At 67.9% G+C, this 19,839-nt stretch carries 15 protein-coding genes; 12 read left to right on the top strand and 3 right to left on the bottom strand.

From position 1 onward, the window contains the following. Nucleotides 1-620: 620 nt before the first annotated feature. The 5 genes from KU887_RS23480 to KU887_RS23460 all read left to right on the top strand — a co-directional run bounded on the left by KU887_RS23480 (nucleotide 621) and on the right by KU887_RS23460 (nucleotide 6,584). Nucleotides 621-2,219: a DUF2957 domain-containing protein gene (locus KU887_RS23480; RefSeq protein ID WP_012493533.1), complete on the top strand. Its 1,599-nt coding sequence runs from the start codon at nucleotides 621-623 to the stop codon at nucleotides 2,217-2,219. A 71-nt stretch (nucleotides 2,220-2,290) separates the two neighbouring features. Beyond that, on the top strand, nucleotides 2,291-3,544 hold the full coding sequence (locus KU887_RS23475) for a DUF2957 domain-containing protein (protein WP_258258377.1): 1,254 nt from the start codon (nucleotides 2,291-2,293) through the stop codon (nucleotides 3,542-3,544). Nucleotides 3,545-3,617: 73 nt separating this feature from the next. Continuing rightward, nucleotides 3,618-4,442 (top strand): OmpW family protein, encoded by an 825-nt coding sequence (locus KU887_RS23470; protein WP_006482693.1) that lies wholly within the window; start codon nucleotides 3,618-3,620, stop codon nucleotides 4,440-4,442. Nucleotides 4,443-4,563: 121 nt separating this feature from the next. Continuing rightward, nucleotides 4,564-5,067, top strand: a complete 504-nt coding sequence (locus KU887_RS23465; protein WP_258258374.1) for an activator protein — start codon at nucleotides 4,564-4,566, stop codon at nucleotides 5,065-5,067. Between the two features lie 413 nt (nucleotides 5,068-5,480). Beyond that, nucleotides 5,481-6,584 (top strand): hypothetical protein, encoded by a 1,104-nt coding sequence (locus KU887_RS23460; RefSeq protein WP_258258372.1) that lies wholly within the window; start codon nucleotides 5,481-5,483, stop codon nucleotides 6,582-6,584. A 73-nt stretch (nucleotides 6,585-6,657) separates the two neighbouring features. On the opposite strand, the gene betA is transcribed toward KU887_RS23460, so the two are convergent. From betA to betI, 3 genes are read right to left on the bottom strand one after another with little or no spacing between them, the layout of a single operon-like run. Further along, nucleotides 6,658-8,358 carry a choline dehydrogenase gene (gene betA, locus KU887_RS23455; protein ID WP_006482695.1) on the bottom strand — a complete coding sequence of 567 codons (1,701 nt, stop codon included), beginning with the start codon at nucleotides 8,356-8,358 and terminating at the stop codon, nucleotides 6,658-6,660. Nucleotides 8,359-8,374: 16 nt separating this feature from the next. Then, nucleotides 8,375-9,844: a betaine-aldehyde dehydrogenase gene (gene betB, locus KU887_RS23450; protein ID WP_006498731.1), complete on the bottom strand. Its 1,470-nt coding sequence runs from the start codon at nucleotides 9,842-9,844 to the stop codon at nucleotides 8,375-8,377. 32 nt (nucleotides 9,845-9,876) lie between these two features. Further along, complete coding sequence (gene betI / locus KU887_RS23445) at nucleotides 9,877-10,461, bottom strand: transcriptional regulator BetI (protein ID WP_006482690.1); 585 nt, start codon at nucleotides 10,459-10,461, stop codon at nucleotides 9,877-9,879. Nucleotides 10,462-11,182: 721 nt separating this feature from the next. On the opposite strand from betI, the gene KU887_RS23440 reads away from it, so the two are divergent. The 7 genes from KU887_RS23440 (at nucleotide 11,183) to KU887_RS23410 (ending at nucleotide 19,649) form a co-directional block, all read left to right on the top strand. Continuing rightward, nucleotides 11,183-12,085: an alpha/beta fold hydrolase gene (locus KU887_RS23440; RefSeq protein WP_006498732.1), complete on the top strand. Its 903-nt coding sequence runs from the start codon at nucleotides 11,183-11,185 to the stop codon at nucleotides 12,083-12,085. A 67-nt stretch (nucleotides 12,086-12,152) separates the two neighbouring features. Continuing rightward, entirely contained in the window at nucleotides 12,153-12,722 is a 570-nt protein-coding gene (locus tag KU887_RS23435) for an isoprenylcysteine carboxylmethyltransferase family protein (protein WP_006482692.1), read from the top strand. Nucleotides 12,723-12,739: 17 nt separating this feature from the next. Then, nucleotides 12,740-14,023 (top strand): glycosyltransferase, encoded by a 1,284-nt coding sequence (locus KU887_RS23430; RefSeq protein ID WP_006498733.1) that lies wholly within the window; start codon nucleotides 12,740-12,742, stop codon nucleotides 14,021-14,023. Next, nucleotides 14,020-15,645: a DHA2 family efflux MFS transporter permease subunit gene (locus KU887_RS23425; RefSeq protein ID WP_258258366.1), complete on the top strand. Its 1,626-nt coding sequence runs from the start codon at nucleotides 14,020-14,022 to the stop codon at nucleotides 15,643-15,645. The genes KU887_RS23430 and KU887_RS23425 overlap by 4 nt, the downstream gene beginning before the upstream one ends. A gap of 10 nt (nucleotides 15,646-15,655) precedes the next feature. Further along, nucleotides 15,656-16,594: a glycosyltransferase family 2 protein gene (locus KU887_RS23420; protein ID WP_006482184.1), complete on the top strand. Its 939-nt coding sequence runs from the start codon at nucleotides 15,656-15,658 to the stop codon at nucleotides 16,592-16,594. Between the two features lie 80 nt (nucleotides 16,595-16,674). After that, nucleotides 16,675-18,459: an efflux transporter outer membrane subunit gene (locus tag KU887_RS23415; RefSeq protein WP_375167911.1), complete on the top strand. Its 1,785-nt coding sequence runs from the start codon at nucleotides 16,675-16,677 to the stop codon at nucleotides 18,457-18,459. Further along, a complete protein-coding gene (locus KU887_RS23410) occupies nucleotides 18,459-19,649 on the top strand; it encodes an efflux RND transporter periplasmic adaptor subunit (RefSeq protein WP_062884936.1) in 1,191 nt (396 codons plus the stop codon). The genes KU887_RS23415 and KU887_RS23410 overlap by 1 nt, the downstream gene beginning before the upstream one ends. The last annotated feature ends 190 nt before the right edge of the window (nucleotides 19,650-19,839 follow it).

Genomic DNA, 19,839 nt, shown 5'->3' with positions numbered 1-19,839 from the left:
CAACATGCGTGCGGGCCGCCGAGGGCCGGCTGGCCTGGCTCGGCGCGGATTGTCGTCCGTCGTTCAAACGCGTGTTCCATGGTCCGTGTATTTGTCTGAGCAAATAAAATGAAGGCTGTTTGAAAATCTGTCAAATACCGTATGAACGCTAGGATCGCGCGGTTTCATCCGTTTGGAACTCTGCATCCATTTACTTGTGGGAATGGTCCGATCATAGTCTCGACAAACGACGCATCACGATAACGAATCAAGCGTACGTATGGAGACCACACCATGAGACGCCTATCCGCGGGGCCAGCCGGACTGCCGTTTCCCGATTTTTCGCTGAATGCAGGCGCGACGCAGGTCGCGTGCCTGCCTCGTCACCACGCCGTGTAGCGGCGAACCGTAGCGACAAGCTACTTTCCGTTTCGATCGTTCCGACGGCGCCGTGCCGCATGACGGCGCTGCGGGAGCGCGCTCGTCTGCCGCCGCGGCATGTGCCGCATCTGCCTGACCGGCATCGCGGCGGCCTTGCGTGCATCGTCATGCGCCGCGCCTTCGTGCGGCGGCGCGATACCAACCGGCGGGCCATGCAGCCCGGCCGGACGAGACTTGTCGTACCTGAAAAGGAGGGGTTGATGATTTGCATTCCTGAATGGCGGAAGGCGGTCCTGTCGTGCGCGGTACTGGCGCTGCCGTTCGTCGCCGGTTGCGGCGGCGGCGACGATCCGGGGCCGATCACCGTGCCGCAGTGCTCGGGTAGCGCCTGCGGGCCGAGCGGCGCCGACACGACGCCGCCCGTCGTGACGAAGCTGTGTCCCGACGCGCTCGATTACACGACGACGTACACGGGCGGCGCCGGCAGCGGCGAATACGTGAAGGTGAAGTTCGACACGACGAAGCTCACCTACCAGCTGCAGTTCATCGAATCGTCGGTGCCGACGTCGGCGGGGCAAGTCAACAACACGCGCGCGGGCCTGACGATCAGCGGTGCATTCCATCATCCGACTAATCTCCCGACGGCCGAGCAGAACCGTTGCGCGTTCGTGCTCGACAGCGGCGCGACGAGCGACGGCGCGTATTCGGTGACGATCAACCGCGCCGACCCGCCGATGCTGTTCGTCGGCAATGGCGTGGTGGGCGGCGGGATTCCGGGGGCGACGATTGCGTTCGCCGGTATCCCGCTGCTTCCGGGCATCACGCTCGGCGTCGTACCGTCGCGCACCTTCGATTTCTATCCGTTCATCGGCTTCACCGACACGGAAACGGACTTCAGGAAAGTGGCGGGCAACTACAACGAGGTAGGCATCCATCTGTCGCCCATCGGCGGTGACGGTCAGAGCCCGACCGGGGCGGTCGGCTGGGAATCCGACGTCGTCAACTGGAATCAGACGTTGAACGCGGACGGTTCGTGTTCGATCACGCAGGGCAGCGACTACTCGTGTCAGACGACCGGGACGCCGTGGGCGCTGCGCAAGAACGCGGACGGATCGGCGGACAATGTGTTCGTGAGCAATCCGGCCAGCGGGGCAGGGTATCCGATCGCGGGACAGGGCTCGACGCTGATCATTGCACCGAGCCAGGCGAAAGGCATCATGATCGTCGGCAGGCTGAACGGCGTACTGGTGCCGATCGTGATTCGTGTCGGCTACACGCACGTCGATACGGTCAATCTGCTCGCATCGGTCGCCGACGCCGAAGTCGGCATCTCGATGCTGTCGTCGACGAAAGCGATTGCCGCGAACTCCCTGAAGGGCGGGTACATCGGCGCGACCAGCGCCTCTGCATGCGGCATCGTGACATCCAGCGGCCAGGGGAACAAGTTGGCGTCGGCGGGGCCGAGCTTCAACCCCAACGTGCCGCACCCGGACCTGCCCGGCATCTTCGCCAACAACGCCTTCTATTCGGTAGCCGGCAGTTGCAACGACGGCACCGCGGTGTCGACGCTGGCCGCGAACTATACGTCCACGCTGTTCCAGGGCAGTACCGCGGCGTTCATCGATCCGCAGACGTCGTCGGTCACCTCGCAGTTCGCGCTGGACTATACGCAGGCCACGCCCGGCAAGATCAAGGTGACGGCCGCGCAGGACTTCAACGCGAAGGGCGCGAACGGCAACGCGGCGATCTTCGGCAAGGGCGACACGGGCTGGCTCGTGACGGCCGGCAACGTCTACGCGATGGTCGTCAACAACAACAAGGTCAACCCGTTCTTCACGATCGGCGCGTTCGTCCAGTAACCCCGCATTGAACACGTCACACCGGCGGCGCATGCGTCGCCGCCGGCGAATCGAATTTCAAGAGGATTCCTATGAATGTGAAACATTGGATGGTCGCGGCGTCGCTCGCGCCCGTGCTGGCCGCCTGCGGCGGTGACGGCGACCCGCCGCCCGCGCCGGTGGTCCGGCTGTGCCCGCAGACGATCGACTACAACACGGTGTTCATCGGCGGCTCCGGGTCGGGCGAGCTCGTGAAGGTGCAGCTCGACACGACGAAGATGACGTACCGGATGACCTACCTCGCGTCGCCGGTGCCCGCCACCACCGGTACCGTGCAGCCGACGCGCGACACCGCGCCCGCGAACGTGGTCGACGGCACGCTGGCCGACGAGACGGGGCTGCCGACGGTGAAGCTGAACCAGTGCACGTTCCGGATGCAGAACGCGAGCCTCGACCCGAGCCGGCCCGCGCGGCTGTTCCTCGGCGAAGGCGTGCTGGGCGGCGCGATCCCCGGCGCGACGATCCAGTTCGACGGCGTGATCGGCGTCGGCAAGATCACGAAGACGACGTTCCCGTACTACCCGTTCATCAGCTTCTCGTCGCTGGAAACCGACCTGACGAAGATCGCCGGCACGTACAACCAGCTCGGCTATCACCAGGTGCCGTCGCAGAACTTCCAGCCGGTGGCGCTCGACCAGCAGGTGACGATCAACGCGGATGGCAGCTACACGGAAACCGACAACTTCGGCAAGAAGAACGGCGGGCAGCCGCTTGCGTCGAACGCGACGGTGAACCAGCCGTTCACGCTGCGCCCCGATGCGCCGGCATTCCAGTCGCTGAACTACCAGCCGCAGATTCCACCGACGCTCGCCGCGCTCGATCCGGCGAAGGCCGGCAAGGGGATCCTGATCGTCGGCAAGCTGCGCAACCAGCTCGTGCCGATCTTCATCCGCACCGGCGCCGCGAACGCGGACCTTACGCAAGGCCCGCCGAGCGCGGACGACGAATCGGGGATCTCGTTCCTGAGCCCGCGGACGGCGATCGCGCAGGGCTCGCAGGACGGCGAGTACACGGGCGTCGACAGCGCGTTCAACTACCGCGCGACCGCGCTCGTTGGCGCACAGGCCACGCTGCTCGATCCGTTCAACGCATCGCAGGCCGCGCTCACGCGCGCGCTGAACCTCGACTACACGCAGAAGGCGCCGGGCGTCGTGACGACCGTGCATGCGGATGCGGCGTCGGGGCCGGCGACCGGCAAGTTCGTGTTCACCGGCGGCGTGTTCGGATTCCTCGACATGGCCGATACGAGCAACCCGTACTTCACGGTCGGCGCGTTCGTGCAGTGACCGCGTGTGGATGGAGACACGGCGGCGCCGCGCGCGAAGGCGCGGCGCCCGGACAGAATGAGGGGGAGACTTCATGAAGAAGCTGATTGTCGCGGGTGTCGTCGCAGGCGTATCGACGCTCGCATCGGCCCAGCAGGCGGGCGACAACGTCGCGACGCTGGGCTGGCTGCACATCATGCCGCAGGATTCGACCAACGGGCTGACGACGAATCTCGCGAACATGCCGATCAACGGACCGTTGCGCCTGCCCGGTTCGTTCACGTCGCCGGGCACGAGCCTGACGGTCAACAACGCCGATACGGTTGGCCTCACGCTCACGCACTTCTTCACCGACCACATCGCGGTGACGTCGGTGCTCGGCGTGCCGCCGGAATTCACGCTGACCGGACACGGGGTGATCAAGCCGCCTGGCCCGGCCGGCGCGCTCGGTTCGGTCAACATGGACAATCCGGCGAACCAGCCGGCCGTGAAGAACGCGCGGCAGTGGAGCCCGACGATCATCCTGCAGTACTACTTCAATTCGTCGACGGCGAAGTTTCGTCCGTTCGTCGGGATCGGCGTGGCCTACAGCTGGTTCAGCAACATCGAACTGAACGGCAACTTCGCGAGGGACATCAACGAGAACCTCGGCAGCGTGCTCGCCGCCGGCGCCGGCAAGCCGGGGGCAACGTCGGTGGAGGGCAAGGCGTCGTCGTCGTTCACGCCGGTCTACAACATCGGCGCGAGCTACGCGATCGACAAGCACTGGGGGCTCACGGCGACGCTGACGTACATGCCGCTGAAGACCTACTCGTCGCTCGTGATCAAGGCGGCCGACGGGTCGACGCTCGCGACCACGCGCACGAAGTTGAAAGCCGATCCGCTGATCACGTTCGTCGGGATTTCCTACAAGTTCTGAGCCGACCGGCGCGCATGACGCGTGCCGGCGGCTTCCTGCGACCGGCTGGCCGGATCGTTCCGGCCGGACGGTCGCGTTCCTGGCGGCGTGCCGCCATTTGTGAAGAGAGGGGGCAGTTCAAATGAGCATTCGCAAAATCGTATCGCTTGTTGCTGCAGTGGCTTTCACCGCGGTTTCGGCCGCGCCTGCTTTCGCCGCCACCGTTTCGCGTGCCGACGGCCAGCCGATGAATCCGAACGGCGAGCCGTTCTCGGCGACGGGGCTCACGAATCTCAGCAAGGGATCGATCAACGCCAGCTGTACCGCGACCTTCAACGGCACGATCACGTCGACCGGCATCGTCAACATCACGTCGACGACGTTCGCGGGCGGCGCGACGTGCGGCCTGATCAGCGGCAGCGCGAGCAGCACGTCGCCGTGGACGGGGCAGGCCGACAGCACGACGCAGCTGTCGATCAACAACGTGAAGGTCAACGTCACGCTGCTCGGCACCTGCGGGCCGAGCAAGGTCGTGACCGCGTGGAGCGACGCGAACTCGTCGCTGGCGTTCAACAACTCCGTGCTGACGCCGGACTGCACGGTGACCGGTACGGTCCTGACGTCGCCGAAGTTCCACGTGCAGTAAGCGTCGCGCGAGCGAAGCGGGAACCCGCCGCGCGCGAGGGCCGTGCATGCGGTATGCGCGGCGGGTTTTCGCGGCTTCGATGGGTTCGCGCCGTCGCGCGTATCGGCGCGGCGGCCGGATTCGTCCGACAGCGTGGTCGTGTATGCCGCCATCCATGTATTGCCGAAGCGCCGCGTGCAGTAGGCGCCGCGAAGCGGGGCGCCCGCCGCGCATGTGAACCGCGCGGCGCATACGCGAGTTTCCGCATCTCCGATTCATGCGAGCCGTCATGCTTACCAGCGCGACGGCCGGTTGCCCGCCCGTGTCGCGATCCGATACGGGCGGACTTGCAGGGCCGGCGTGGCGTGTATTGCGCCACCCGATCCGATTGAAACAAAACCAGGCCAATTGACCAGAACCATCCCGGACGACCCATGCTGACCGATCCAGCAAAGTATGGCGATGCCCGCGGCGCGACGCCCGACCGGCTGCGCACGGCCGCGTGGTTGCAGTACCTGATCGACCATATCGACACGCCGGTTTGCGCGATGGCGCCAACCGGCGTGGGCGACGCGACCGTCGCCGCTTCGCACGCGATCCGTGCGGGCGCAGGCGCGAACCTCTCCCGCGAAGCGACTGCGGTTCTTCATCGGCTCGTCCCGTGGATCGCGACGGACGGCGGCGGTTGCGCATGCGACCCGACCGATCCGCCCGGCGCGTGCTCGCATGTGCCTTCGGTCCAGCAACTCGCCGAGGCCGAGCGTTGCTGCCCCGGCTCGCGTGCCGTATTCGACACCGCGCACGGCGTGATCGGTGCATGCTCGTTCGACGATCCCGACGTCGGCTGGGCCGCGCTTGAACGGATTGCCGATGGCGTCGAATGCGCAGGCCGCGACTCGGGCGCGCGCATCGCGGCTCGACATGACGGGCGGTGCGAGACGCCGCCTGCAAAGAACCTGAGAGACAGGCTGGCCGCTATCGCGGCAACACCGACTCGTCCCGGCGCGGTCATCGATGCGACCGTGTTGCGCGTATGCGGCCCGCGCGACGACGCGGCGCGCGTCGACGAGATGGCCGCACTCGCGATGTTCGCGGCCGAACTCGCCGCGGGCAACGGCGTTTCCATTCAGGCGTACGGCGGTCGGCACAACTTCGTCGCGCAAGCGATCAGAATGCATCGCACCGATCTCGCGTCGAAGGACGGGCTGCTTGCTGCACTTGCCGTGTGCCGGCTCGATCGACTCGTTGGCGCCGGCAGCTTCTGGGCCTGCTACCTGCTGGCGGGCATCGTGATCGCCGCGCCGGGGACGGTTCGGGAAATCGGCCACCGGTTTTGGGGCGACACATGGCAAACGTGGCTCGACCACGTGCTCGCATGGCCGGCGGTCAGCCGCTTCGGGGTGAAGGAAGATGTCGCATTCGACCGCCTGCGTGACGCGATGAGCCTGACGTCGCGCAGGAACCCGATCGTCCGCGCCAAGCGGATGCGCGGTGTTTCGGCAGCCCGGCCACGCAGCGCAAACGAGAAGGCGCAATGAAATGCGGCTCGCGGCGAGAACGCCGCGAGCCGCGCGGGTGGTATCGCGGCGCCCGGGCAGGCGCCTGCCTGCATCAGACCGTCTCGGGTTGCCGCACGGCCTTCGCGACATTCCTCGCCGGTGCGCCGTTCGCGACGAAGTACGGCACGTCGACCCGCGCGAGCGGCGTGCGGCCGCGGATCTTGTCGGCGATCTTCTCGGCGATCATGATCGTCGGCGCGTTCAGGTTGCCGGTCGTGATGATCGGCATGATCGACGCGTCGACGACGCGCAGCCCGTCGAGCCCGTGCACGCGGCCTTCTTCATCGACCACCGCCATGTCGTCGTAACCCATCTTGCACGAGCACGACGGATGGAATGCGGTTTCGGCGCGGGCGCGCACGAATGCGTCGAGTTCCTTGTCGGTCTTGCAGTCGGCGCCCGGATTCAGCTCGCGGCCGCGATAGCGGTCGAGCGCAGGCTGTCGCATGATCTCGCGCGTCGCGCGGATCGCATCGCGGAACTCGCGCCAGTCGAGCGCTTCGGCCATGTAGTTGAACAGGATGCTCGGATGGTCGTTCGGATCGCGCGAGCGCAGCTTCACGCGGCCGCGGCTCGGCGAACGCATCGAGCCGACGTGCGCCTGGAAACCGTGCATCTCGATCGCGTTCGAGCCGTTGTAGTTGATCGCCACCGGCAGGAAGTGATACTGGATGTTGGGCCACGGATCGTCGTCGCGCGTGCGGATGAAGCCGCCCGCCTCGAAGTGGTTGCTCGCGCCGAGGCCCGTGCCGTTCAGCATCCATTCGAGGCCGATCTTCGGCTGGTTCCACCACTTGAGCGCCGGGTACAGCGAGACGGGCTCCTTGCATTCGTACTGGATGTACATCTCCAGGTGGTCCTGCAGGTTCTGGCCGACGCCGGGCAGGTCGAGCACGACGGGAATGTCGAGTGCCTTCAGCCATGCGCCGGGGCCGACGCCCGAGCGCTGCAGCAGTTGCGGCGATGCGATCGCGCCGCTGCACACGAGCACTTCGCGACGCGCATGCGCGGTCGCGCGCTCGCTGCCGCGCAGGTAGGTGACGCCCGACGCGCGCTTGCCGTCGAACAGGATGCGGTCGGCGAGCGCGTGCGTGACGATCTCGAGGTTCGGCCGCGCCTTCGCCTGGTCGAGGTAGCCGCGCGCGGTGCTCGCGCGGCGGCCCTTCGGCGTGACGGTGCGGTCCATCGGTCCGAAGCCTTCCTGCTGGTAACCGTTCAGGTCGTCGGTGCGCGGATAGCCGGCCTGCACGCCTGCGTCGACCATCGCTTCGAACAGCGGGTTCACGCCCGGCTTGCTGGTCGTGACCGACACGGGGCCGCTGCCGCCGTGATAGTCGTTCGGGCCGACGTCGCGCGTCTCGGCTTTCTTGAAGTACGGCAGGCAGTCGAGATACGTCCAGTTCTCGAGGCCCTTGTGCGTCGACCAGTTGTCGTAGTCGAGCGCATTGCCGCGGATGTAGCACATCCCGTTGATCAGCGACGAGCCGCCGAGCCCCTTGCCGCGGCCGCATTCCATCCGGCGGTTGTCCATGTGCGGCTCGGGATCGGTCTCGTACGCCCAGTTGTAGCGGCGGCCCTGCAGCGGATAGGCGAGGGCGGCCGGCATCTGCGTGCGGAAGTCGAAGCGGTAGTCGGGGCCGCCCGCTTCGAGCAGCAGCACCGTGACGTCCGGATCTTCCGTCAGGCGCGTTGCGAGCACGTTGCCCGCGGAACCCGCGCCGCAGATGATGTAGTCGTATTCGCGTGTCGTCATGACGGATCTCCTTGTCTTAAAACACCGGGTTGTAGCGGCCGAGCTCGACCTGCACCGACTTGATGCGAGTGTAGTGCTCGAGCGTCGTGATGCCGTTCTCGCGCCCGACACCGGATTGCTTGTATCCGCCAACCGGCATTTCGGCCGGCGACTCGCCCCACGTGTTGATCCAGCAGATGCCGGCTTCGAGGCGATGGATCGTGCGGTGCGCGCGCGACAGGTTCTCGGTCACGACCCCGGCCGCGAGCCCGTAGTGCGTGTCGTTCGCACGCGCGATCACTTCGTCCTCCGATTCGAAATCGAGGATGCTCATCACCGGCCCGAAGATTTCCTCGCGCACGATCTTCATGTCGTCGCGGCAATCGCCGAACACGGTCGGCGCGACGTACTGGCCGCTGCCGAAATGGCCGTCGGTCAGGCGCGTGCCGCCCGCGAGCAGCTTCGCGCCTTCGGCCTTGCCGCTTTCGATGAAGCCGAGCACCTTGTCGAGTTGCGCGGCCGACACGAGCGGGCCGAAGTTGGTGTCGGCATCGGTCGGCTTGCCGACGCGGATGCGTTTCACGCGTTCGAGCACCTTCTGCGTGAAGGCGTCCTTGACCGAGCGGTGCACGAACACGCGCGTGCCGTTCGTGCAGACCTGGCCGGAGCTGAAGAAGTTGGCGGTGACCGCGATGTCGGCCGCGCGGTCGAGGTCCGCATCGTCGAACACGATCAGCGGCGACTTGCCGCCAAGCTCCATCGTCACTTCCTTCAGCGACGAGGCGCCGGCCAGCGACATCACCTTCTTGCCGGTTTCGACGCCGCCGGTGAACGACACCTTCGCGATGTCCGGATGGCCGGTGAGCAGCGCGCCGACCGAGCCGTCGCCCTGCACGACGTTGAACACGCCGGCCGGCACGCCGGCTTCCGTATAGATTTCCGCGAGTTTCAGCGCGGTGAGCGGCGTGACTTCGCTCGGCTTGAACACCATCGCGTTGCCGGCCGCGAGCGCGGGCGCCGTCTTCCAGCAGGCGATCTGGATCGGGTAGTTCCACGCGCCGATGCCCGCGCACACGCCGAGCGGCTCGCGGCGCGTATAGACGAACGACTCGGCGCGCAGCGGCACCTGCAGCCCTTCGATCGCGGTCGCGAGGCCCGCGTAGTACTCGATCACGTCCGCGCCGGTGACGATGTCGACCGCGAGCGTCTCGCCGATCGGCTTGCCGGTGTCGCGCGTTTCGATGGCCGCGAGTTCGTCGTTGCGTTCGCGCAGCAGGTCGACCGCGCGGCGCAGGATGCGCGAGCGCTGCATCGCGGTCATCGCGGCCCATTCGCGCTGGCCTTCCCGAGCGGACGCCACGGCGCGGTCGACGTCGGCCGCGCTCGCCTGCTGCACCTGCGCGAGCAGTTCGCCGGTGGCGGGATCGAAGGTGTCGAAAGTCTTGCCGCTGGTGGCGTCGACGTAACCGCCGCCGATGTAGAGGCGCTGCAAACCGTATACGGACATGAGGATCTCCTTGAGGGCGACTGCGTGACGCGTCAGTCGGACGCGAGCAGCAGGTCGATGTAATCGTGGGCGAGCTTCAACGCGGCTCGGGTGTCGATCGGGCCGCCGGCGAGTGCGCCGCGCAGCCACAGGCCGTCGATCAGCGCGGCGAGGCCGCTGGCGGCTTCGCGCGCTTTCGTCCGCGGCAATGCTTTCGCGAACTCGGCGCACAGGTTCGAATGAAGGCGCCGCGTGTTCACGTGCTGCAGGCGCTTGAGCATCGGGTCGTGCATGCTCTGCGACCAGAATGCGAGCCACGTCTTCATCACCGGCGCGCTGACCTGCGTGTCGTCGAAGTTCGCGGCGACGACCGCGCGCAGCCGCGAACGCGGGTCCTTGCGTGCGGCGACGCGGCGACGCGTGGTGGCCGACCACAGGTCGCGCAGCACATGCCGCATCGTCGCTTCGAGCAGGCCGTCCTTGTCGCCGAAGTAATGGCTGACGATGCCCGTCGAGATGTTCGCGCGTTGCGCGACCGATGCGAGCGTCGTGCCGGGCAGGCCCGCTTCGTCGATCGAGCGCAGCGTGGCGTCGATCAACTGTGCGCGGCGTATCTCCCGCATTCCGACTTTCGGCATCGCGACTCCCTTCGCCCGGGCGGGCCGTCCATGGAAGTCGAGAGCTTATCGGTTTTTTATTGATCGTTCAATCAACAAAAAATCGGGGCCGAACGAGGTGCGGTGTTCTAAACGGGGCACGGTCGTTCGTCGCGAGCGTCATGTGCAGGTGCGGAAAAATGCCTTGAAAGAACGTTAATTAAGTTTGAATCTGTTTAAAACGGTTCATGAAAAAATGACGCAATGCGATGGACCGTTTCCCCACCTGTTTCTATTACAAATCGAAAGAGTGTCGAAATCTGCAACATTATTCACGATGTGAAATTGTCAAATCGGATTGTGAAGATGCGCGGTTTTCTAAAAACCGTTTCAATCGGTCGATTGAAATGATGTAATTGATTGAAAACAATGCGTATTTACGGATTTGTGAATGCCGGCGTGGACTGCTCGCAAACGATTGCGTTCGTTCTTTTTGGGATTCCGCATACCATAGAAATTGATGAAAAAATTTGAATCCGGCGTATTTCCGGGCCGAGTAGAGGGATTTTTGGAATGACTTGAGTCAGTAATATCGACCGTATTAGTATGGCGCCGCACTACGAGGAATGAATGGCGCCGCCGGTCATTGCCGCGGTGCGTCGGCAATGGTCGCGCGGACGGATCGCGCGCCTGGCCGGCGCCAGCCATTGCGCACCTGCAGCATGCCGCGACGTCGAGACGCCGCATCCACCGGAGAACGACGATGCCGACCGAAAAACACGTGGTCCCGCTGCCGAATGGTCTGAAGGTCTACGTCGAACGGAACGTGTTCGACCCGGCGTTCGACACGGCGATGCTCGTCAACGGCGCGCTCGCGACGACCGCGTCGTTCGGCCAGACCGTCCAGTATCTCGGCGAGCGGATGAACACGATCTGCTTCGACCTGCCGTATGCGGGGCAGTCGCGCCAGCACAATCCCGGCTGCTTCATCCTGACCAAGGACGACGAAGCCGCGATCCTCCAGTACCTGGTCGAGCACTTCGCGCCGTCGTTCCTCGTGTCGGTGTCGTGGGGCGGCGTCGCGTCGCTGTTCGCGCTCGCGCGCGGCTGCCCGAGCGTGCGGCGCGCGGCGATCTGTTCGTTCTCGCCGTTCCTGAACGACGCGATGGTCGACTACGTGACGCGCGCCCGCGACCACATCGCGGCCGGCGAGAACCTGAAGGCCGCGCAGTTGCTGAACGACACCGTCGGCCGTTATCTGCCGCGCATCATGAAGCTGTACAACTACCGGTATCTGACGCGCCTGCCGCGCGACGAGCAGGACCAGGTCGCGTTCCACGTCGACCAGATCCTGTCGCTGCAGCCCGAGCGCTATTTCAGCGAATTCGCGAACATCGGCTGCGAGCTGCTGTTCCTGAACGGCGAGCGCGACGAATACACGACGCCGGCCGACGTGCGGCAACTCGGCGCGCACGTGGCGCGCGCGCGGTTCGCGACGGTGCCGGACGCCGGCCACTTCCTCGACATCGAAGGCCGTGCGCAGCGCGAATACACCCGTGCCGCGTTGCTCGATTTCTTCTGTGGCGAAGCGTCCGTCGCGGCCGGCATCGCACGTGCGACCGCGCCGGCGTGCATACCCGCACCGATGCACGCGCTGTCGTCGTGACGCCATCCGCCGCGCATCGCGTTCGTCCCGCGTATCCGAATTCCCATCCCAACGAGGCAGGCCAGCCGTGAATATCGTTCAGACCATCGCCATCGTCGTTCCGTGGGCCGCGTGGCTCGCGTACTGGATCGCCACGTCGCAGGGCGTCAAGACGACCGTGCGCAAGGAGGCGTCGCGCTCGCGCACGCTGCAGTCGATTCCGCTGATCGTCGGCGGCGCGCTGATCATCCTGCCCGATCCGTCGTGGCAGGCGCTCGTGCCCGACTGGCAGCGCTTCGGGCTGCAGGCGCAGTGCGGGCTCGCGGTGCTGGTGGCCGGCCTGCTGTTTTCGGTGTGGGCGCGGCTGCATCTCGGCACGAACTGGAGCGTGTCGGTCACGCTGAAGGAAAACCACGAACTCGTGCGCACGGGGCCGTATGCGCTCGTGCGTCATCCGATCTACACCGGCTGCCTGATCGCGCTGGTCGGCGCCGCGCTGATCGGCGGCGAATGGCGCGGTGCGATCGGCGTGCTGCTCGTGTTCGCGTCGCTCGCGTACAAGGTGCGCGTCGAGGAGAGCTGGCTGACCGGATATTTCGGGCCGGCGTATACGCAGTACCGCCGCGAGGTCGCGGCGCTGATCCCCGGCTTCTACTGACACCCGCGAGGCGCGCGATGGCGAAGATGATCGTGACCGCGATCGGCTCGGCGGGCGACGTGCATCCGCTGCTCGGCGTCGCGCGCACGCTCGCCGCGCGCGGTCACGACGTCGTGTTCTGCACGCATGCGCCGTTCGAGGCGGCCGTGCGCCGCTGCGGGTTCGCGTTCGTGCCGGTCGGCACCGCGGCGGAATACGACGCGGCGATGGCGAACCCCGCGCTGTGGGATCCGCGCACGTCGTTCCGCACGCTGTGGCAGGTGATCGCGCCGACGTTGCGCCCGCATTACGATGCGCTGCGCGCGCTGACCGATGCCGACACGGTGCTGGTCGGCACGCTGTGGGCGTTCTCCGCGCGCTTCATGCAGGAACTGCACGGCACGCCGTACGTGTCGGTGCAGGTGTCGCCGTCGACACTGCTGTCCGCGCATGCGCCGCCCACTCACCCGCGCCTGACGATTCCCGCGCGCTGGCCGCTGCCGGTGAAATCGGCGCTGATGACGCTGATCGAGCGGCAGGTGCTCGACCGCGTGTGCGGCCCCGCGCTCGACGCGGTACGCCGCGAGCTCGGGCTGCCACCCGCGCGGCGCGTGCTCGGCCGCTGGCTGCATTCGACCGACGGCGTGCTGTGCCTGTTCCCCGGCTGGTTCGCGCCGCCGCAGCCCGACTGGCCGTCGAATCATCTGCAAAGCGGTTTTCCGTTGTTCAACGATATCGCGACACCCGACGATGATGTGGCACTCGATGCGTTTCTCGCGGCCGGCGAAGCCCCGGTCGTGTTCACGGCCGGGTCGACGCTCGTCGATCATGCGGCGTATGCGCGTGCGGTGGCGGACGCGCTGCGCGCGACCGGCGCGCGCGGCATCCTGCTGACGCCGCACGATGCGGCGCCCGGCGGCGACCGGCTGCTCGTGCGCCGCTTCGTGCCGATGCGCACGTTGCTGCCGCGTTGCCGCGCGCTCGTGCATCACGGCGGGATCGGCACGGCGGCGCTCGCGTGCGAAGCCGGCATCGTGCAGGTCGTCACGCCGTTCGCGCACGATCAGTTCGACAACGCGCAGCGCGTCGTCGCAAACGGCTGCGGCGTGCGGGTCGACGGCCCGCTCGACGGCGCGCGGCTCGGCGCGGCGCTCGCGCGCGTACTCGACGAACCCGCGTTCGCGGTGCATGCGGAACGTACGCGCGCGCTGCTCGCGGCCGCGCCGGACGGCTGCGACGCGGCCGCCGGTTTCATCGAACGGTTCGTGCCCAGGCGCGGGCGCCTGGCCGCGCGGGCCGATGTCGCGGTGGCCGGCGCATGAGCGCCGCGTCGCCGCTTCACGACGGGCCCGTCGCGCCGTCCGCGTTCGACGCGCCGGCGCCCGCGCCCGCGCCCGCGCCCGCGCCCGCGCCCGCGCCCGCCGCGCAGCCGGTAAGCGGCATCCGGCTCGCTCTGCTGACGTTCGCGCTGTCGCTCGCGACCTTCATCGAGGTGCTCGACTCGACCGTGACGAACGTCGCGGTGCCGGCGATCTCGGGCAGTCTCGGCGTATCGAACAGCCAGGGCACGTGGGTGATCAGCTCGTATTCGGTCGCGGCCGCGATCGCGGTGCCGCTCACCGGCTGGCTGGCCCGCCGCGTCGGCGAGCTGCGGCTGTTCGTCGGCGCGGTGCTGCTGTTCACGCTGACGTCGCTGCTGTGCGGGCTCGCGCGCGACCTGCACGTGCTCGTGATCTGCCGCGCGCTGCAGGGATTGTGTTCGGGGCCGATGGTGCCGCTGTCGCAGACGATCCTGCTGCGCACCTTTGCGCCGGCCAAACGCACGATCGCGCTCGCGCTGTGGGCGATGACGGTGCTGCTCGCGCCGATCTTCGGGCCGGTGGTCGGCGGCTGGATCGTCGACAACTTCTCGTGGCCGTGGATCTTCCTGATCAATTTGCCGATCGGGCTGTTCTCGTTCGCGGTCTGCACCGCGATGCTGCGCCCCGACGCGCAGCGCGGCGCGGCCGGCCCGATCGACGTGCCGGGCATCGTGCTGCTCGTGATCGGCGTCGGCTCGCTGCAGGCGATGCTCGATCTCGGCCACGACCGCGGCTGGTTCGATTCGCCGCTGATCGTCACGCTCGCGGTGGTCGCGGCGCTCGCGATCGTGTCGCTGCTGATCTGGGAAGCGGGCGAAGCGCATCCCGTGGTCGACCTGAGCCTGTTTCGCGACCGCACGTTCTCGTTCTGCGTGCTGATCATCTCGCTCGGGATGATGAGCTTCTCCGTGGTCGGCGTGGTGTTTCCGCTGTGGATGCAGGCCGTGATGGGCTACAACGCGTTTCATGCGGGGCTCGCGACCGCGTCGCTCGGCGTGCTCGCGCTCGTGTTCTCGATCCTCGTCGGGCTGCATGCGCACCGCTTCGACGCGCGGGTGCTCGCGACGTTCGGCTTTCTCGTGTTCGCCGCCGTGCTCGCATGGGACGCGCATTTCACGCTGAAGATGACGTTCGCGCAGATCGCGGCACCCGGGTTGATCCAGGGCATCGGGCTGCCGTGCTTCTTCATCCCGCTGACCGCCGCGACGCTGTCGCGCATTCCGGACGACCGGCTCGCCGCCGCGTCGAGCCTGTCGAATTTCCTGCGCACGCTGTCGGCCGCGTTCGGCACCGCGATGAGCGTGACGCTGTGGGACAACCGCGCGACCTATCACTACGACGTCGTGTCGCAATCGGTCACGCATGCGTCGGCGAACACGCAACGCTTCGTGCATGCGCTGAACGCGATGGGCGTGGACGGCGTGCGCGAGCTGACGACGCTGCACCACGTCGTGATGCAGCAGGCCTACATGATGGCGACCAACGACATGTTCTGGATGGCGAGCATGACGTGTCTCGCGCTCGCGGCGATGATGTGGCTGACGCGCCCCAAGCGCGGCGCGGCCGCGTCGTTCGGGCATTGAGGAGCGGACCATGACGACACTCGGCGCACTCGTGATCCTGTATCACCCGAGCGACGCGCAGCTCGACGCGCTGCGCGGATGGCGGCACGCGTGCGACGCGCTGCTCGTCGTCGACAACACGCCGCAGCCCGATGCGCGGGCTCGTGAACTGTGCGCACGCGAAGGCATCGCGCTGCTGCATCACGGCAATCGCGGCGGCATCGCGGGGGCGTACAACGCGGGGCTCGCGGCGCTGTTTCGCGACCGCGTCGACGCAGTCGCGCTGTTCGACCAGGATTCGTCGGTGCCGGCCGCGTATTTTCCGACGATGCGCGACGTCTGCGCGGGGCTCGCGGGGCGCGCGTTCCTGGCCGGCCCGCGCATCTTCGACGAGAACGCGCGCAGCTTCCTGCCCGAACTCGCGACCAACGGCATCGGCCTGCGCCGCCTGCGCATCGAGCCGGGCACGCCGATGCAGCGCTGCGCATTCCTGATCTCGTCCGGCTGCGTCGTGTCGCGCGACGCGTTCGACGTGCTCGGCCGGTTCGACGAGACGCTGTTCATCGATCACGTCGATACCGAATACAGCTTCCGCGCGCTGGCGCGCAACGTGCCGCTCTACGTCGTGCCGTCGCTGGTGCTGCCGCACCGGATCGGCGCGAAGCAGCGGCACGCGATCGGCCCTTTTGAAATGACGTCGATGAATCACTCGTGGCAACGGCGCTACTACAGCGCGCGCAATGCGGTGCAGCTCGGGATGCAGTACGGGCTGCGCTTTCCGGTGGCGCTCGTGCCGAACCTGCTGACCGTGTGGCAGGTCGTGCAGATCGCGCTCGTCGAGCGCGACAAGCGGGCGAAGCTGGCCGGCATCCTGTTCGGCGTCGCGGACGGCCTGTTCGGCCGGCTCGGCCCGCTCGAGCGCACGCGGCCGCGTCTGGCCGCGCGGGCGCAGCGCGTTCGACAGGGGTGACGATGCAGCCGACGAAGCAAGCGGCGGGTGTGCCGCGGGGCGTGAAGGGCGGTTCGTTGATCGCGGCGGCCGCCGCGGCAATGCTCGCACTGGGCGGATGCGTGCCGTCGGGCTTCCTGCCGTCGCTGTCGCTGCGCGCGCCGGCCGACGATGCGCTCGCGCATACCGCCGGCCCGGGCGCGAACGGCGCGTGGCCGGCGCCCGACTGGGTGAAGCAGTTGCAGGATCCGCAACTCGACGATCTGGTCGCCGAGGCGTCGCAGCACAACCCCGACCTGCAGGTCGCGCAGGCGCGGCTGAGGATCGCGCAGGCACAGCTTCAGCAATTCGATTCTCTGACCGGTTTGACGGGCACGGCCGGCGCGACGATCAGCCGGGCACGGATGCCGAAGCCCGGCGACATCGCCGACGTGACGGCCGGCGGCTATCGCGTGCCGGTGCAGATTTTCGGCGATCCGAACGTGTCGCCGTCTTCGATCTTCGTCGGGCTGAACTACCAGCTCGATCTGTGGGGCAAGAACCGCGCGGCGACGAAGAGCCTGATGTCGTTGCGCGACGCGGCCGGCGTCGAGGCCGAGCAGGTGCGGCTCACGCTCGCCGTCGCGATCGTCACCGTGTATTGCCAGCTCGACCAGGCGTACGCGGTGCGCGACCTGTTGCAGCAGAAGCTGAAGATCAGCCAGCGCGTGACGGCCGTGCTGCGCGAGCGCACCGCGCGCGGCCTCGACAACGCGTACGACGCGAGCGATGCGTCGATCAAGCGCAGCCGCCTGCTCGAACAGATCGCGCTGAACGACGAGCAGATCAAGCTCGCGCAATTGCAACTCGGCGTGCTGTCCGGCCGTGGCCCGGAGCGCGGGCTCGCGCTGCAGCGGCCGCGCGTCGGCGCGTTCGCGGGCGGCGCGGTGCCGGCGCGGCTGCCGGCCGATCTGCTCGGCCGCCGGCCCGACATCGTCGCCGCGCGGCTGCGGGTCGAGGCCGCGTTCGCGAATGCCGACTCGACGCGCGCGCAGTTCTATCCGGACGTGAATCTCGTCGCGCTCGGCGGCGTGTTCGCACTGACGCCCGCGTCGCTGTTCTCGCGCGATTCGCTCGCGGGCTCCGTCGGCCCGGCGATTTCGCTGCCGATCTTCGATCGCGGCCGGCTGAAGGCGAAGCTCGGCGCGGACGTCGCGCAAGCCGACGTCGCGATCGGGTTGTACAACAAGACCGTCGACGACGCGCTCGGGCAGGTCGCGCAACTCGTCACGTCGCTGCAGACGTCGCAGACGCTCGTCGCGCAGCAGCAGGACGCGGTCGCGGCCGCGCAGAAGATCGTGCAGATCGCGGCGGACCGGCATCGGCGCGGCGTACTGATGCAGAAGGACGTCGATGTCGCGGATCTCACGCTGATCGACGAGCGCACGCAGATGATCGCGTTGCTCGGCAAGCAGCGCACGCTCCGCGTGGGGTTGATCGGCGCGCTGGGCGGCGGGTTCGATGCGGGCGCAACGGTCTCGCAGGCGCAGACGCCGGCCGTGCATCAGGCGCGCGGCGGGGCGGCCCGCCGCGGGGCCGCGACTGCCGTGGCCGCGAACCGGGCGACGGTGGCGGGGCCTTCGAACGACTCGCCGGCGGCCAGTACGGCGCGCACGGCGATGTCGCCGGCCTTCGCCACGACGCGGGCCGCGCCCGCCCCTGAATCCGCGCGACGCGACGACACGGCGCGCCCGTCGACGATCGGCGCGACCCGTCCCGACGCAGCGCCTCGCGGCACGCCCGTGCTCGCGCGCACGGCCGCGGCGAGTCCGGCGCGGAGCGCGTCGCCGATGCCCGCGATTCCCGTCTTCCAGCACGATCGTCTGATCGTTACGCAAAGCGACTGATGCACCACGACAACCTTCATTCCGCCGCGCCGCCTGCCGCGCTGAACGACCCGGCCCTCGATGCGCACCGCGCGACGCGCCGCAAGCGCTTCACCGTGTTCTTCGCGATCGTGCTGCTGGCCGCGATCGCATGGACCGCGTACTGGCTGTTGAGCGACCGCTATTACGAAGACACCGACGACGCGTACGTCGCGGGCAGCATCGTGCAGGTCGCCGCGCAGATCCCGGGCGCCGTGACCGACGTGGTGGTCGCCGATACGCAGGCCGTGCGCGCCGGGCAGGCGCTCGTGCGGCTCGACGACACCGAGGCGTCCGTCGCATTCGCGCAGGCGAAGGCGCAGCTCGCGCAGGCCGTGCGCCAGGTCGCGAACGCGAAGATCTCGAACACGATGTACGTCGAGGCCGTGAATGCGCGGCGCGCCGACCTGTCGCTGGCGCAGCGCGCGCTCGCCGCGCGTTCGGGTGCATCGGTCGAGATCGTCGCGCCCGAAGAACTGGCACGGGCCCGCGCGGCCGTGGCCGGTGCGCAGGCGAACCTTGCGGCCGCGCAGGCGCAGCTCGACGCGGCGCGCGCGCTCGGCGGCAAGCTGCCCGTCGACGAAAGCCCGGCCGTCGTGCAGGCGGCCGCGCAGTTCAAGCTCGCGTACCGGAACCTGAAGCGCACGACGATCGTCGCGCCCGTCGACGGCACGGTCGGGCAGCGCTCGGTGCAGGTCGGCCAGCAGGTCGGGCCCGGCGTGCCGCTGATGTCGATCGTGCAGCTCGACCGGCTGTGGATCGAGGCGAATTTCAAGGAAGGGCAGATCCGCCACATGCGCGTCGGGCAGCCGGTCGAGGTCGTGTCGGATCTCTACGGCTCGCGCATCGCCTATCGCGGCCGCGTGCAGGGCTTCTCGGCGGGCACGGGCAGCGCGTTCTCGATGCTGCCGTCGCAGAACGCGGCCGGCAACTGGATCAAGGTCGTGCAGCGCGTGCCGGTCGTGATCGCGCTCGATCCGCGCGATCTCGCCGCGCATCCGCTGCGCGTCGGGCTGTCGATGCGCGCGACGGTCGACACGCACGACCGCAACGGCCACGCGCTCGACAGCGAGCCGCCGACGCCCGCCGTCAGCACGCGCGTGCACGACGGCGTCGCGAGCGACGCGGAAGCGGCCGCCGCCGCGATCATCCGCGAGAATCAGGGCGGGTAGCGCCGGCCCGTCGAGGTTGGGCCGGCCGCAAGGGCCGGTCCGGCCCCCGGTAGATTCCCGCCCGACTTTCGTATTTCCGCCATCGATGTCGGCGCCGATCAAACGCATGTCGCGTTTGAGACATCGGCGCCCCTGCCTCCCGGACTACTCTCGAACAGCACGTTGCGCGTGCGCCGCAAGGGCCGGCGCG

Source organism: Burkholderia sp. EMB26 (assembly GCF_024730645.1).
Taxonomy (GTDB): domain Bacteria; phylum Pseudomonadota; class Gammaproteobacteria; order Burkholderiales; family Burkholderiaceae; genus Burkholderia; species Burkholderia cenocepacia.
This window is presented reverse-complemented; position numbering and strand designations above follow the sequence as displayed.

Bases quoted from the DNA above. Each gene is read 5' to 3' on its own strand.
- KU887_RS23475 (WP_258258377.1), top strand. From the start codon at position 2,291: ATGAATGTGAAACATTGGATGGTCGCGGCGTCGCTCGCGCCCGTGCTG.
- KU887_RS23415 (WP_375167911.1), top strand. From the start codon at position 16,675: ATGCTCGCACTGGGCGGATGCGTGCCGTCGGGCTTCCTGCCGTCGCTG.
- KU887_RS23460 (WP_258258372.1), top strand. From the start codon at position 5,481: ATGCTGACCGATCCAGCAAAGTATGGCGATGCCCGCGGCGCGACGCCC.
- betA (WP_006482695.1), bottom strand. From the start codon at position 8,358: ATGACGACACGCGAATACGACTACATCATCTGCGGCGCGGGTTCCGCG.
- betI (WP_006482690.1), bottom strand. From the start codon at position 10,461: ATGCCGAAAGTCGGAATGCGGGAGATACGCCGCGCACAGTTGATCGAC.
- betB (WP_006498731.1), bottom strand. From the start codon at position 9,844: ATGTCCGTATACGGTTTGCAGCGCCTCTACATCGGCGGCGGTTACGTC.
- KU887_RS23410 (WP_062884936.1), top strand. From the start codon at position 18,459: ATGCACCACGACAACCTTCATTCCGCCGCGCCGCCTGCCGCGCTGAAC.
- KU887_RS23465 (WP_258258374.1), top strand. From the start codon at position 4,564: ATGAGCATTCGCAAAATCGTATCGCTTGTTGCTGCAGTGGCTTTCACC.
- KU887_RS23420 (WP_006482184.1), top strand. From the start codon at position 15,656: ATGACGACACTCGGCGCACTCGTGATCCTGTATCACCCGAGCGACGCG.
- KU887_RS23430 (WP_006498733.1), top strand. From the start codon at position 12,740: ATGGCGAAGATGATCGTGACCGCGATCGGCTCGGCGGGCGACGTGCAT.
- KU887_RS23470 (WP_006482693.1), top strand. From the start codon at position 3,618: ATGAAGAAGCTGATTGTCGCGGGTGTCGTCGCAGGCGTATCGACGCTC.
- KU887_RS23480 (WP_012493533.1), top strand. From the start codon at position 621: ATGATTTGCATTCCTGAATGGCGGAAGGCGGTCCTGTCGTGCGCGGTA.
- KU887_RS23425 (WP_258258366.1), top strand. From the start codon at position 14,020: ATGAGCGCCGCGTCGCCGCTTCACGACGGGCCCGTCGCGCCGTCCGCG.
- KU887_RS23440 (WP_006498732.1), top strand. From the start codon at position 11,183: ATGCCGACCGAAAAACACGTGGTCCCGCTGCCGAATGGTCTGAAGGTC.